Raw genomic sequence first — 13,223 nt, forward strand, 5'->3', positions numbered from 1 at the left:
GTCACCTCGTGGCCGCGGCGACGGCGCCGGGCTGGGGTACCCGCGGCGGGGTGGGGAAGCGTCCGGCCAGTCCGTCGGCGAGGGAATCGAGCAATGCGCCACTGTCGGCGGCGTCAGCGACGCCACCAAATACCCAGAAATCGGGGCGCAGCAACAGAGTTTGCGCTCCGATTGACTCGAGCCATGCAGCGTAGGTGCCCTCGGTATCGATGATCGGTGCCCCGGACCCTTGCGGGCCGACGTGCGCGATCGTGATTCCGAGCCGGTCAGCGATGTCGGTTTGGGCCGAAGTCAGCGCGGTTTGAGTTGCCGAGGAGTGGGTCAGCAACACCCATCCGCCGCCGACAACGTCGTCGAACAGTCCTGTCGTGCCGTCGACGGTGACCACTCCCTGATGGGCGATCCCGCCGGCGAACGGGTCATCGGGCCGTGCAAAGGCAGTGGGGCCGGGGATTTCGGGTAGAGGTGGGATCAGCGAGGGGTCGTCGAGTGCAGCTTTCATGCCCTGATCTCGCATCGCTGCGATCTCGGGATCGGTGATCACACATGGCAAACCGATCTCGCGTGAGAGGTTCATCCAGCCGATGAAGTTGGGTTTGCGGTCCGCGGTGTAGCTTTCCAGGATCTGCGGCGATGCCTGCCCCTTGAGGATCAGGTCGAGACGCCACACCAGCGCAGAGGCGTCGCGGATGCCGTTGCACATTCCCTCACCGGCGAAGGGCCACAACACGTGCGCGGCGTCGCCGGCCAACAGAACGCGGCGGTCTTGCCAGTGCTCGGCCACCACTTCACGGAACCGGTACACCGGTCGCCGCAGGATCTCCACGTCGTCGGGACCCACCCACGGCTTGAGTAGTTCCCACACACGTTCCTCGGTGAAGTCTTCAGGGCTTTCACCGGGGAGTAGCGTCCACTCCCAGCGATGGTGGTGTGCGCCGAGCTGGAACAGGCATCCCGGTCGGCTCGGGTCGGCGAACTGGCCGTTGTCGAACTCGAAATTGAGCTTGTGCTTCTCTTTGCAGTCAACAACGAGCTGCTCGTAGTCGCAGTTACCGACCCACGTCGAGATGCCCAAAGCTTCACGGATCGGGCTGTTCGCGCCGTCGGCGGCGATCAGGTATTTCGCGCGCACGTCGAATTGCTCGCCGGAGTCCCGGTTTTCCAGGGTGACGGTGACGCCCTCGTCGTCCTGGGTGAACGACACTGCACGCGTGGACATGGTGACCGTGACGTTGCCGGTCTCCATGACCTGGCGGTGCATCGCCAGCTCGAGGAAGTTTTGGTAGAAGATCCAGTGTCCGCGGTGACCGTGCGGCCCGATCTTGCTCCAGTCCAGACGCAGCAGCAACTCGCCGCCGAAGGCCTTGGTGCGCATGTCGTAGTTCTCCCACGCCACCGCATCGGTCTTGAACTCGTCGGCCGCACCGATCTTCTGCAGCGTTCGTACGATCTCGTCGTCCATGTGCCCGGCCCGCGACATGCCATACAGCTTCGGGTGGGCCTCGAACGCGGCCACCGAATGCCCGGCCTGGCCCAGTTGAGCACTGGCCATCTGACCGACCGGTCCAAAGCCAATAACTACGACGTCGTAGGTATCCATGTGCAGGTCCTTTCAAGACTTCATCGAATCGGGCGTCACGGGAACCTCCGAAGTGAGTTCCATGGCGCTGCCAAGAATCTCGACCGCCACACCCAGCGTGTCCGCCTGGCGGACACTAGTCCGTTCTTGTAGGGTCCAGAGTGCAACTCTCCGCCGGATGTGTCAAGCGTCATATCTCCGGAACCTTGGGCCTGCGTCACTGAGCAGCCGGGAGTGGGGGTGGGCGAATAATGGGGGCGGCACTACGCGGCGAGAGGACACCACGATGGCTCAACGAGGCACCGGACCCGATTTCATCGAGGCACTGGCCCGGGGACTCCATGTGCTCCGGTCGTTTTCTCCCGCTCACCCCACGATGCGTCTGAGCGACGTGGCCACCGCAGCAGACCTCGCACGACCGACAGCGCGGCGAATTCTGCTCACGCTCGAGGAGCTGGGCTACGTCCGTTCCGATGACGCCGGCGCCTACATGCTGACCCCTCGGGTTCTCGAATTGGGCATGGCCTACGTGGGCTCGCTGGGATTGTGGGACATCGCCAGACCACACCTGCACGATCTCGTGGCACGAACCGGCGAATCGTCGTCGATGTCGCAGCTCGACGGATCCGACATCGTCTACGTCTCACGTGTCGCAGTGCCCAAGCTGATTGCCTTGCGCGTGGAAATCGGCACCCGATTCCCCGCGATGGTGACCTCGCAGGGCAAGGTCCTGTTGGCTGCGTTGAACTTCGACGACGCCCTTGCTGCCCTGGCTGAGCGCACTCGCTCAGGCCTGCCCGCGCCGTCGTTCGACGAGTCCGACCTCGCTGCAACCCTTGCCCAGGTCGCCGAACAGGGGTGGGCGTTGGCCGACAACGAACTCGCACCCGGCGTCCGGTCCATTGCCGTTCCCGTGACCGACGGCCACGGCGTGGTTCGGGCCGCCGTCAACGTCACCGTGCACTCAGCCGAGACGTCTCTGGACACGCTGACCGGCACCTACCTGCCACTGCTGCAGGAAACCGCCGCACACATCAGCCGCGACTGGGCGCAATGGCAGGCCCGGCCCATCGAGCGCCTGCACCACGACCGCTCCACCGCCTAGGCCCTTTTTCGGACTATTCGCCGAACGGTAGCTCTACACCAAAAGTGTTGATGTTCAACCTATCTCGCTGAAACAGTTCTGCGTAAAGGAAACTAACCGCGTAATAGTGACTCTTGACACACCGTTGCGGTTGGGTGCATGCTCTGCGACACCACCTTGTCGGACCAGTGTCCGCCTGGCGGACAAACATCGGCCCATCTACGCGGTGGCCCGCAAGACCGACATTTGCAGCAGACGTCAAATCCACTGCTGCTCAGACCAATCGGAGATAACCATGACCACGACAACCCCCAGACGATCAGCAACACGCACCCCCGCAGCACTCATCGCTCTCGCAGTTGCCGGATCGGTGCTGTCCATCATCAGTCTCATAGGTCCAACCTGGCTCTTCAGCCCCGCCCAGCCAGCGAACAACGTCCCCGAAATGTCATTTAGTTTCGGCGACCTCGCTGACCTATCTGGCAACAGCCCCTCGACGGTGCAATCGTCGTACTTCGGGTGGCTCGCCTGGGTCCTGGTTGTGGCCACAATTGTCCTGGCCGTCGCCGCAATCCTCAGCCGCTCAACACTAATCGCAGCAGCCGAAGGGATCCTCGCACTCGTCACTCTCGTAGTGACCATCTTCGCCGTCAAGGGACCACTGACCTGGGGAGGGTTCTACGACACCTTGCCCAACATGCGCATCGGCGGGTACCTCATCATCGTCGGCCTCCTGGGCATCATCGCTCACGCCGTCGTGATGGCACGCAGCTCGCGGACCTAACAAGCCCCCGGAACCCCTAGGTTCGCCGTAGCTACCTGGATAGAACTTCGGGCCCGGTTCAGTCACCGAAAGCGAAGCGTTTGAACAAGTTAGATTCCATCGCCGCACGGGAGCCCCATGCCTAAGGACATGGTGGTTGATGCACTGGTCTCGCGATACCGAACCCAAACACCCACATTGCCGCCACCAGTGGCCGATCACTGGGAATGGCAACAAGCGGCCAGCTGTCGCAACGCCGATGCATCGATCTTCTATCCGCCCAACAGTTCTCGCGGTCACGAACGTGAACTTCTCGAAGCCCAGGCAAAATCTGTCTGCCACACCTGCCCAGTTCAGCGACAGTGCCTCGAACACGCACTCAACGTCGGTGAGCCGTACGGAATTTGGGGAGCAACAACCCCCAAAGAACGCGCACTTCTTGCCTACAACTCAACAAGTCCGCATACCCTGTAACGACTATCGCTCGTGGGCCGTGCCGAGATCGAAGCTTGCGAAGTCCGTGTTGGCGAGGGAGAGCCCGACTGGGCTACCGCTGGAGGGTCACGGTAGCGGGCGCTGGCCGCGTTCGATTCGTTGCTTCCGCACCCTGAACTCGTCCTCCGAAATCTCCGCCAAACCCGGCACCGTAGGGCCGGGCCGACCACCGTCGACGGTGGTCAGGCAGAATCCGACGGCGAAGCTCGCTGGCTCATCCTCGAGCCCCACCCAATCGACCCGGATGTGTTGCAGCGTCGCGTCGGTGATTCGCCCTGGATGTCCGTGGAATAACAAAGCAGGTTGCGCCGCCTGATTACGAATGTCGCGGTCGTCGTCCGGCCCCCTATAGGCCACTGGGGTACCGCGCTGTATCCGATTCGTTGCAATCGCCTCGTCCGGATCCACTCAACCAGTATGCGTTCGTGCGCGTCGAGAAGGCGTGCTAGCCCTTCGGCTGTGAATGAGCCCCACCAGCGTGTTGTCATGTTTACTTGACATACTCATTGATAGCCGGCTGTTACATGTTGCAGGGCAACAGATTTCGTGAGTTGTCTCTGACTGGCTCGCCCTCTGGATCCGTACCTACGTGAACTACGGAAGGCCCCCCGGCGATGGGGGATGGTCTGCCCTCACGAGCCGATCAGCAATGTCGAAGATCCGGGTGTTCGAGTCTTGCGAGAGTCGACGCAGCAACTCGAAGGCTTGGATCGCATCGAGGTTGTAGCGTTCCATGACCATGCCCTTGGCCTGGCCGATGATGTCGCGGCTGGCCAGTGCGCTCTGGAACTGCTCGGTGCGTTGCAGCGCAGCCCACACAACGGCGGCATGGGCAGCGAAAACGTACCCCAGGTCGCGAGACTGTTGGCCGAAGGCGTCAGGTTCGACAGCGTAAAGATTGAGTGCGCCGACGGTGTCGCGGGTGGTGAACAGAGTGAACGAGGCGATAGACCGGATGGGCGTGTGGGCCATCGCGTCGGACCGAAACGCAGGCCACCGCTCTTCGGTGTGCAGGTCGCTGATGAAGTAGCTGTCGTGCTCGGTCGCGGCGGCGTAACACGGGCCCTGATGGTGCTTGTGCTGCAGGGCGTCGAGCGTACGGGGATGTTCACCGGTCGCCGCAGGGGTGGTGATCTCCTCGCCTCGCCGGGCTACCACGGTGATGCCGGCATAGGCGGCGCCCGGAATGTGGGCGACGGCATTGCCGACCAGCTCGTCCAAGGCGCTGGTGGTGTCAGCGGGCATGTGCTCGCTCATCTCACGGGCCAGCTGAGCGATCTTGACGTACACATCAGCGTGATCGGGGTCGTCGGTGCTCACTGTTGAGCTCCCATCCAGTTACAGCCGAACAGTGTCGTACGGCGTCTGCTAACCGTAACCGGATAAAGCCCCGTCGAACTGCTGGCCACTATGCGGCACCGAGAGAAGGCCCTACCGGCCCGTTGTCAAGTTTAGTTGACATAATCTATCTTATCGGCGTACCACGTGTGATCCACAGATCAACTGCCCCAGGCGTTTTCACTTCAACTGTCGTCAGACGGCCGAACCTGCGCAAGCTTCTGTTTGGCGGTGTTCTTCACCACCTGCCAGGCGTCTTCGTCACCTTTGATCAGTGCGCTGCCGAGTGATTTCGCCTGCTCGAGCGTTGCGTGCGGCGGTATGGGCGGGACATTCGGGTCGCATCGGACGTCGAGCAATGCCGGGCGGTCGGCCGCGAGGGCGGCGTCCCAGGCAGGTCCGATCTCCTCGGTGGTGTCGACATTGATGCCGAGAAGCCCGATGCCGCGGGCGAATTCGGCATAGTTCATGTCGGGCAGTGACTGCGACTCTACGAACTTGGGGGTTCCCTCCATGGCGCGTTGCTCCCACGTGACCTGATTGAGGTCGTTGTTGTGCAGCACCACCACGATCAGCCGCGGGTCGGCCCACTGCTTCCAGTACCGGGCGATGGTGAGCATCTCGGCCAGGCCGTTCATCTGCATCGCGCCGTCACCCTCGAACGCGATCCCGGGCCGGTCGGGGTGGGCCCATTTGGCCCCGATGACGTACGGCACCGCCGGGCCCATCGTTGCCAGCGTCCCCGACAGTGAGCCGCGGACCGAACCGCGGAACTTGAGGTGTCGCGCATACCAATTGGCGGCGCTTCCCGAGTCGGCGGCGATGATGGCGTTGTCCGGCATCCGCTCGGACAACTCGTGGAACATCCTGATGGGATTGGTCGGTTCGGCATCGGTGGTGGCCTGACTTTCGGCCATCGTCCACCACTGGTCGACGTTCGATTCGATGGTTTCCCGCCAGCTGCGGTCTTCCTTGCGTTGCAACAGTGGAATGAGTTGTCGCAGCGTGGTCTTTGCGTCGCCGACGATGTTCAGTTCGTAGGGGTAACGCATGCCGATCCACTTTCCGGATCGGTCGATCTGAACGGCCCTGGCCTGGTCGAGTTCGGGGAGGAACTGGCTGTACGGAAAGTTCGACCCCACCGTCAGCAAGGTGTCGCAGTCGTTCATCATCTGGTAGCTGGCCGTGGTGCCCAGCAGTCCGACCGATCCGGTGACCCATGGAAGATCATCCGGCAGAACGTCTTTCCCGAGCAGTGCCTTCGCGCACCCGGCGCCGAGGAGATCGGCGACCTCGGTGAGTTCCCCGACGCAGCCGCGTGCGCCCTGTCCGATCAAGATGGCAACACGCTCGCCGGCGTTGAGGAGGTCCGCGGCCTGCTGGACGGCGGCCGGATCGGCGGCGGGCGCGCCGGGGGAGAGCCCCAGGCTCGACGGCACGTGCTTGAACTCGTGCTGTGGTGGCGTGTGTCCGAGTTCGAACACATCCGACGGGAAGATCAGCGCCGTGGGTGCCTGCTCGGACAGGGCGATCCGGATCGCGCGATCGATGAGGTTGGGGATCTGCTCGGGCACGGTGCACATCTGGACGTACTCACTGCAGACATCCTTGAACAGCGAGAGCATGTCGATTTCCTGCTGGTACGACCCGCCCATGGCGCTGCGCTCGGTCTGCCCCACCAATGCCAGTACCGGCACGTGGTCGAGCTTCGCGTCGTAGAGCCCGTTGAGCAGGTGGATACCGCCGGGACCGCTTGTGGCCGCGCATACTCCGATCTGTCCGGAGAATTTCGCATAACCGACCGCCTGGAAAGCCGACATCTCTTCATGGCGGGACTGGACGAACTGGGGAGAATTGTCGGCGCGACCCCAGGCGGCCAGCAACCCGTTGATGCCGTCGCCCGGATAGCCGAAGACCTGGCCGATGTTCCACTGACGTAGACGTTCCAGGACGACATCGCCGACCGTTGCTGACATGGCTCTCCCTGTGGTGCGTGAATCACTCTTCGTGTCGGCCGCATACCCGACTGGCACCTCGCTCACACCCGTGTGCAGATCTCGCGCCACCGTGGGGCCGTTACCCTGAGCGCATGGAACCGGTATTCCGGGCGCTCGAGATCACCGCCAAGACCCTGGTCAAGGTGCAGGGCCTGAAGCTGACGTTTCTTGATCTCGACAAGTTGCCCGCCGCCGGCGGAGTGGTTCTCGCGATCAACCACACCGCTTACGTGGACTTCCTGCCCGCAGCACTGGGCGTCCACCACCGGGGTCGCCGTGTGCGTTTCATGATCAAGTCGGAGATGCAGCAGATCGCGATCATGCGGTTTCTCATCAAACACACCAGGACCGTGCCGGTGGACCGGTCCGCCGGGGCGCAGGCGTACGAACTCGCAGTCCAGGCCTTGCGTGATGGTGAGGTGGTCGGCGTGTATCCGGAGGCGACGATCAGCCGGAGTTTCGAGATCAAGACCTTCAAGTCGGGCGTCGCACGCATGGCGATGGATGCCGGGGTGCCGATCGTGCCGGTCATCGTCTGGGGCGCTCAGCGGATCGCCACCAAGGGTGGACCGAGGAACCTCGGTCGTAGCCGCACGCCGATCATCGTGCAGTTCGGTGACCCGATCGCGCCGGGTGGAGGGGGTGCGATCGAGGCCCGTCTACTGGCCGACCATCTGCGGTCGACGATGCAGAGCATGCTCGCGGACGTCCAGGAACGCTACGGCGAACACCCCGCAGGCGCATATTGGGTGCCCGCCAGGCTCGGAGGCAGCGCACCCACGATCGAAGAGGCCGACGCACTGGACGCGGCCGATTCGGCCGCCCGGCGCGACAAGCGGCAAAATGGATGAAATGCCCCAATTGGATGAAACGCCGTCAGAGTTCGCCGGGCCTCCCACGCTGATCGCCAGCGACGTCGACGGAACCCTCATCGACAACCAGAACACCGTTCCCGAGCTCGTGCGAACGATGATCACCAAGGCGACGGCGGCGGGTGCGACGTTTGTGATCGCGACCGGCCGTCCGCCGCGGTGGATAGCCGAGATCACCGACCAACTCGAGGTCGAGCCGCTTGCCGTGTGCGCAAACGGCGCGATCGTCTATGACGTCGCCACCGATCAGGTACTGCATTCGGCGACGCTCAAAGCTTCAGTGCTCGAGCAACTGGCCGCGCTTGCCTACGAGCAGATCCCGGGATGCGGTCTGGCGGTGGAGCGGGTGGGCAAGAGTGCACACGATGCGGCGACGCCCCCGTTTGTCGCGACCGCGGGCTATCAGCACGCGTGGCTCAATCCGGACCACATCGAGATGAGTGAAGCCGACGTCCTGTCGGAGAACGCGGTGAAGATGTTGGTCCGGCGTCCCGAACTGAGCAGCGACGAGATGGCGCGGCGTCTGGAGGCGGTGGTGGGCGACCTCGCCGACGTCACGTTCTCCACCGACAACGGGCTCATCGAACTATCGGCACCCGGCGTCAGCAAGGCCAGCGGATTGCGGACGCTGGCCGAGCTGAAGGACCTACCGACCGGTGCGTCGATCGCGTTCGGAGACATGCCCAACGATGTCGAGATGTTGCGTTGGGTCACCCGGGGTTTTGCGATGGCCGGTGGCCATCCCGCCGCCATCGCCGCGGCAGATGAGATCGCGCCCGACAACAACTCCGGCGGGGTGGGCCAGGTGCTGGCCCGGTGGTTCTAGCGGCTCACCGACCGCGCGCGGCACCGAGCGTCGCGCACCGGTGTGAACCGTTGCGCGACACCCGGAACCGTGCGTCAGGTGTCAGCCTGCCGGCGGTGCGGTCGGTACCGCGGCCGCCTCGCGCTGGGCGTCGTAGGTGTCGTTGAACGTGTCGATGTAGGTACGCAGCACCCGCACGATGCCGGTGACCAGGTTCCACACCAACGTCCCGCCCTGGAAACTCTGCGTGACGCCGTCGGGTCCCGTCGTCTCCGATGAGGTGGGCAGACCCAGCGGGCTGTTCTCGAAGCCCATGGTGGCCCACGCTTTTGCGATGGCGCCCTTGATGATCTGCGCGCCGGTGGACTCGGACCAGTAGATCTTGCCGTTCTCAAAGTCCGCGAACTTTGCGCTGCCGTCCGGGGTGGTCTGCTCGGTGGTCACGGCGTTGCCGAGTTCACCGGTGGGACCGCCGGTCGCCATCCACTGCTGGGCGATGGCGCCGGTGTCGGTGGTGGACAGCACCTGTGGGTTCTCGGTACCGGACACCGGACTTTGTACCGGCGCCGCGTCGACCGGGGCGGGGGCGGCCGGAGGCGCCACGACGGCAGCACCCGACGCGGCGATCTCGCGGATCTGTGGCAGCGCCTCGTAGGCGAGGTTGCCCGGGCATTCGGTGGAGTAGAAGTCGCGGTGCCCGCTGATGATCGGCAGCGTCGCCGTCTCACCGGCCGCGAACAAGGCTCCGTCGAAGCCCTGCGACACCACCGAGCCCGTGCCGCGGGGATCCAGGCCCGCCAGTCGGAGACGCCAGCCCAGGAAAGATCCTGCGGCAGCGAGCATCTCGGGCGAGGGAGCCATCTCGTTGAGGTTGCCCATCAGCGACAGGCCCATCGTGTCCTTGTTGAAGCCGCCGGTGTGGGTGCCCTGGACGTTCTTGTCCAACCCGCCTGCGGTGCCTTCGAAGATCTGACCGTACTTGTCGACCAGCACGTTGTAACCGATGTCGCACCAGCCCAGGGTCTGCGCGTGGTAGGCGTAGATGCCGCGCACGATCTCGGCGGACTGTTCGCGGGTGTAGTCGTTCGTCCCCGCCGTGTGGTGCACGACAGTCTCTTTGAGAGTGTCGTCATACGTGGGATCAGAGCATCGAATGGATTCGTCGGCGCCCCATTGCGCCCGGGTGATCACCTGGGGGGTTGCCGACGGCGCGGCCACGGCGGGCAGAGCGGGCGCCGCTGCGGGAGCGGCGGGGTCAGCCGCCAAGGGCTGCGATCCCAGGACCGCACCCGTGCCGGGCGTGATCAATGCGGCGCTGATGGTCGAGATCGCCTGCTGCAGAGCGTTTTGCCCGGGCGCACCGGTGGTGGTGAGCAACGGCTCCTGCTTGGGCGTGAACGCCTGGGGAACCACCTCGCCTGATGTGGCGGTCGAGGTGGGGATGGAGGTGTCGGTGCGTTTGGGAACCGGGGGAGTGGTGAAGGTGGTGGTTGTCGTCGGCACCTCATCGGTGGGGCCGGTCGTGGTGGTCGGAGGTGTTCCACTCGGCGAACTCGTCGCAGACCCCTCGGTGGACCCGGTCCCGGTGCCAGGGGCGGCGACACCGTCGTCGGTGACCGCGATCTGGACCAGGTTGGTCTTGCCGACCCAGACCGGCTCGGTGCCTTGCTTGTTCGGATCCTTGGCACTCACGCCGTCGACACGGTCGGCCGAGACCCAGGGGCCCCAGCTGCCGTCGATCTGCTTGGCACGCACATACGCAGTGGTGTTGGCGACGCCCTGCCAGGTCAGGCCGACCATGGAGAACGGGTCCTCTTGACCCACCTCTTTCACGATCGCGCCCTCGGGGACGTCCTCGCCGGTCGCCGGGGCCGGAGCACTGCTGGACGCATCTGTCGACGATGGCACCGAGGGGGAGGTGGTGATGGTTCCCGGCGCGGTGGTCGAGGGGAGCAGGTCGGTCGGCAGGAGGCCGGGTGGGATCTGCAGCGGGATGTCGGGCAGTTTGATGCCCGAGACATCGATCGGGGGCAAGGTCACCCCGGCGTCGGCGAGCCCGGACTTGACCAGGTTCAGCACGATCGTCGGGACCTCGTTGAGGTTGATCTGGTTGATCGTCGTCGCGGTGATGGCGGGCGGCTCGGTCGGGTCGACGGCGAAGTTCGGCGCGCTTCCCCCGACCAGGACTGCAACCGGGCTGGCGACAACGACGGCGGCCACCGTCCCCAGGACGATCGACGGCTTCGGTCGGCGGTAGCGCACGTGGTTCTCCCTTGATTGTCGTAACTGATCGACAGTCTTTTCACCGGCGCCGCCACGCACGCCAAACTGGCGTCTCGTGGGCGACGTCGACTTCCCCATCGACTTGCCAGACGGCCAAATCGTGTCTTCTACGGACACCGAAGTCCACGACCACGCTCGGCGTGGCGTGAAACTCGTGATGCTGTTGTTACTCGATGTGACTTTTGTGGCCGCTGTTCCTTCACTACTGTCACAACAGTCCCACTAGTCACAAGCTCGCGGCTACCGCGTGCGCTTGACCGCGACCGTGGGCGAGTGATGAGAGGACATCTATGTCGCGCATTCCAGGGCTGTACACAACCCGCCCCATCGGGGGCCGTGATGTGTTCGGCACCGGTCTGCGGCGGACGGCTGCGGCCGGGGTGTCACTGTTGCTCGCCGCCGGCGTGACCATGTGGGCAGTGCCGCAGACGGTGAAATCGAACGTCGATCTCACCGTCGGTGGCGAGGTGACGCTGATCGGACACGGCAACGGCCACGGACGCGGGATGGGTCAGTGGGGTGCGTTCGGCTACGCCAAACAAGGTTGGTCCTCGACTCAGATCCTGAGTCACTACTACGGCGGCACCACCGCGGGGAAGGTGGACAACGTCGACGTCTCGGTAATTCTCACAGGCGAGTCGTCGGTCAATGTCTTCGCGGATGCCGGCCTGAAGGTCGGTGAGGTGGCGGTGGCGCCCGGACAAGCAGTCAGTTTGTCCGGGTCCACCGCCACCATCACTGATGGATGCGGTGGCGGTGTGGTCCAGACGGTCGAGCTGCCTCGATCGATGGTGTCGCCCATCACCGCGGGTCCAGGCCGTCCGGTGCCCGAACTGCTGAAGATGTGTGGTTCGAACGAAACCTTCCGGGGCTCACTCGGATTCGACGGGGACCGCGTGATCAACGTCGTGCCGCTGGACGACTACGTGAAGGGTGTCGTCCCCAAAGAGATCATCGTCAGCTGGGCGGACGAGGGTGGCGCCGAGGCGCTCAAGGCCCAGGCGGTGGCCGCCCGTACCTACGCCCTCGCGTCCATGGACATCAGCAAGCCCATCGACGACACCCAGAACTCACAGGTCTACGGCGGTGTCGGTGCCGAAGACCCACGAACGAACGCCGCTGTCGACGCCACCGCCGGTGTGGTCCTGATGAAGGACGGGAAGCCGGCATTCACCGAGTTCTCCTCCTCCACAGGTGGGGCCACCGACGGCCGGGACTTCCCGGCTGTGCTCGACGAAGGAGACACCATCTCCCCGTACCGCGACTGGACCGCCACGGTGAGCTCGGACAGCATCGCCTCCACCTTCGGTGTCGGGTCGCTCACCGGTTTCGAGGTGATCGAGGCCTACGGCATGGGCGCGGAGAACGGCCGCGCGGCGACGGTTCGGATCAGCGGTACGGGCGGCACGGTCGACGTCCCGGCGCAGGAGGTGCGCACCAAACTGCAACTGCGTTCGTCGTTCTTCTCGGTCCAGGGTCAGACCACTCCGCCCGCGATCGTTGCTCCTCCCTCCGGAGTCGGTTCCACGCCCACAGGTGGCGTGCCAGCCATCCCGGCGCCGGGCGGCACCCCGCTGCCCACCGGTGAACTGCCGGCAACGCCGGGAACCGGAGCCGGAGATCTCGTCAGCGAACTGCTGGCACTCGCCGAAGCGGCCATCGGTGGCAAGTTCACCGAACTGGGCGGCAGCTCAGGTGTGCTCGGGGAAGCCCTAGGGCCGATTCTGCCGACCACGTCGGGAACCGGCGCGGTTCAGCAGTTCCAGAACGGTTCGGTGTTCTTCGGTCCCGACACCGGTGCACATGCTCTCGGCGGCCTGGCCCTGCTGAACTTTGCACTACAGGGCGGCGAGAGCGTGCTCGGGCTACCGCTCGAGGACTCGCTGAGCACCCTGCTCGGGCCGGTCACCCAGGTTTTCCAGAGCAAGTTCGCCGGTGGCGTCCTCGAAGTCGATCCCGCCACCGGCCAGGCCTCGCGCAAGTAGGCGTTCGCGCCCGCAGCGCTGC

General features: G+C 64.5%; 11 protein-coding genes. 6 read left to right on the forward strand and 5 right to left on the reverse strand.

The window, feature by feature from the left end; genetic code table 11:
• Nucleotide 1: 1 nt before the first annotated feature.
• Nucleotides 2–1,600 carry a bifunctional 3-(3-hydroxy-phenyl)propionate/3-hydroxycinnamic acid hydroxylase gene (locus CSW57_RS12170; protein ID WP_099382981.1) on the reverse strand — a complete coding sequence of 533 codons (1,599 nt, stop codon included), beginning with the start codon at nucleotides 1,598–1,600 and terminating at the stop codon, nucleotides 2–4.
• Between the two features lie 265 nt (nucleotides 1,601–1,865).
• Between CSW57_RS12170 and CSW57_RS12175 the strand changes: the two genes are divergently transcribed.
• The 3 genes from CSW57_RS12175 (at nucleotide 1,866) to CSW57_RS12190 (ending at nucleotide 3,900) form a co-directional block, all read left to right on the forward strand.
• On the forward strand, nucleotides 1,866–2,684 hold the full coding sequence (locus tag CSW57_RS12175; protein ID WP_099382982.1) for an IclR family transcriptional regulator domain-containing protein: 819 nt from the start codon (nucleotides 1,866–1,868) through the stop codon (nucleotides 2,682–2,684).
• A 274-nt stretch (nucleotides 2,685–2,958) separates the two neighbouring features.
• Nucleotides 2,959–3,447, forward strand: a complete 489-nt coding sequence (locus CSW57_RS24290) for a hypothetical protein (protein WP_143696529.1) — start codon at nucleotides 2,959–2,961, stop codon at nucleotides 3,445–3,447.
• Nucleotides 3,448–3,576: 129 nt separating this feature from the next.
• Nucleotides 3,577–3,900, forward strand: coding sequence for a WhiB family transcriptional regulator (locus CSW57_RS12190; RefSeq protein WP_099383357.1), 324 nt, complete (start codon nucleotides 3,577–3,579; stop codon nucleotides 3,898–3,900).
• 87 nt (nucleotides 3,901–3,987) lie between these two features.
• On the opposite strand, the gene CSW57_RS12195 is transcribed toward CSW57_RS12190, so the two are convergent.
• The 3 genes from CSW57_RS12195 to CSW57_RS12205 all read right to left on the reverse strand — a co-directional run bounded on the left by CSW57_RS12195 (nucleotide 3,988) and on the right by CSW57_RS12205 (nucleotide 7,235).
• Nucleotides 3,988–4,329, reverse strand: coding sequence for a hypothetical protein (locus CSW57_RS12195; RefSeq protein ID WP_099382985.1), 342 nt, complete (start codon nucleotides 4,327–4,329; stop codon nucleotides 3,988–3,990).
• A gap of 186 nt (nucleotides 4,330–4,515) precedes the next feature.
• Nucleotides 4,516–5,178 (reverse strand): GAF and ANTAR domain-containing protein, encoded by a 663-nt coding sequence (locus CSW57_RS12200; RefSeq protein ID WP_099383358.1) that lies wholly within the window; start codon nucleotides 5,176–5,178, stop codon nucleotides 4,516–4,518.
• A gap of 266 nt (nucleotides 5,179–5,444) precedes the next feature.
• Nucleotides 5,445–7,235 (reverse strand): thiamine pyrophosphate-requiring protein, encoded by a 1,791-nt coding sequence (locus CSW57_RS12205; RefSeq protein WP_099383359.1) that lies wholly within the window; start codon nucleotides 7,233–7,235, stop codon nucleotides 5,445–5,447.
• 113 nt (nucleotides 7,236–7,348) lie between these two features.
• On the opposite strand from CSW57_RS12205, the gene CSW57_RS12210 reads away from it, so the two are divergent.
• Both CSW57_RS12210 and CSW57_RS12215 read left to right on the forward strand, forming a co-directional pair.
• Entirely contained in the window at nucleotides 7,349–8,107 is a 759-nt protein-coding gene (locus CSW57_RS12210; RefSeq protein WP_099382986.1) for a lysophospholipid acyltransferase family protein, read from the forward strand.
• A gap of 1 nt (nucleotide 8,108) precedes the next feature.
• Nucleotides 8,109–8,954, forward strand: a complete 846-nt coding sequence (locus CSW57_RS12215) for an HAD family hydrolase (protein ID WP_099382987.1) — start codon at nucleotides 8,109–8,111, stop codon at nucleotides 8,952–8,954.
• An 81-nt stretch (nucleotides 8,955–9,035) separates the two neighbouring features.
• Here the strand turns inward: CSW57_RS12215 and CSW57_RS12220 are convergent, their stop codons facing one another.
• Nucleotides 9,036–11,195, reverse strand: a complete 2,160-nt coding sequence (locus tag CSW57_RS12220) for an N-acetylmuramoyl-L-alanine amidase (protein ID WP_223249211.1) — start codon at nucleotides 11,193–11,195, stop codon at nucleotides 9,036–9,038.
• 311 nt (nucleotides 11,196–11,506) lie between these two features.
• Between CSW57_RS12220 and CSW57_RS12225 the strand changes: the two genes are divergently transcribed.
• Nucleotides 11,507–13,201, forward strand: coding sequence for a SpoIID/LytB domain-containing protein (locus CSW57_RS12225; protein WP_189339227.1), 1,695 nt, complete (start codon nucleotides 11,507–11,509; stop codon nucleotides 13,199–13,201).
• Nucleotides 13,202–13,223 lie beyond the last annotated feature (22 nt).

It is taken from the genome of Williamsia muralis (genome assembly GCF_002735905.1).
GTDB classification, from domain to species: Bacteria; Actinomycetota; Actinomycetes; order Mycobacteriales; family Mycobacteriaceae; genus Williamsia; species Williamsia muralis_A.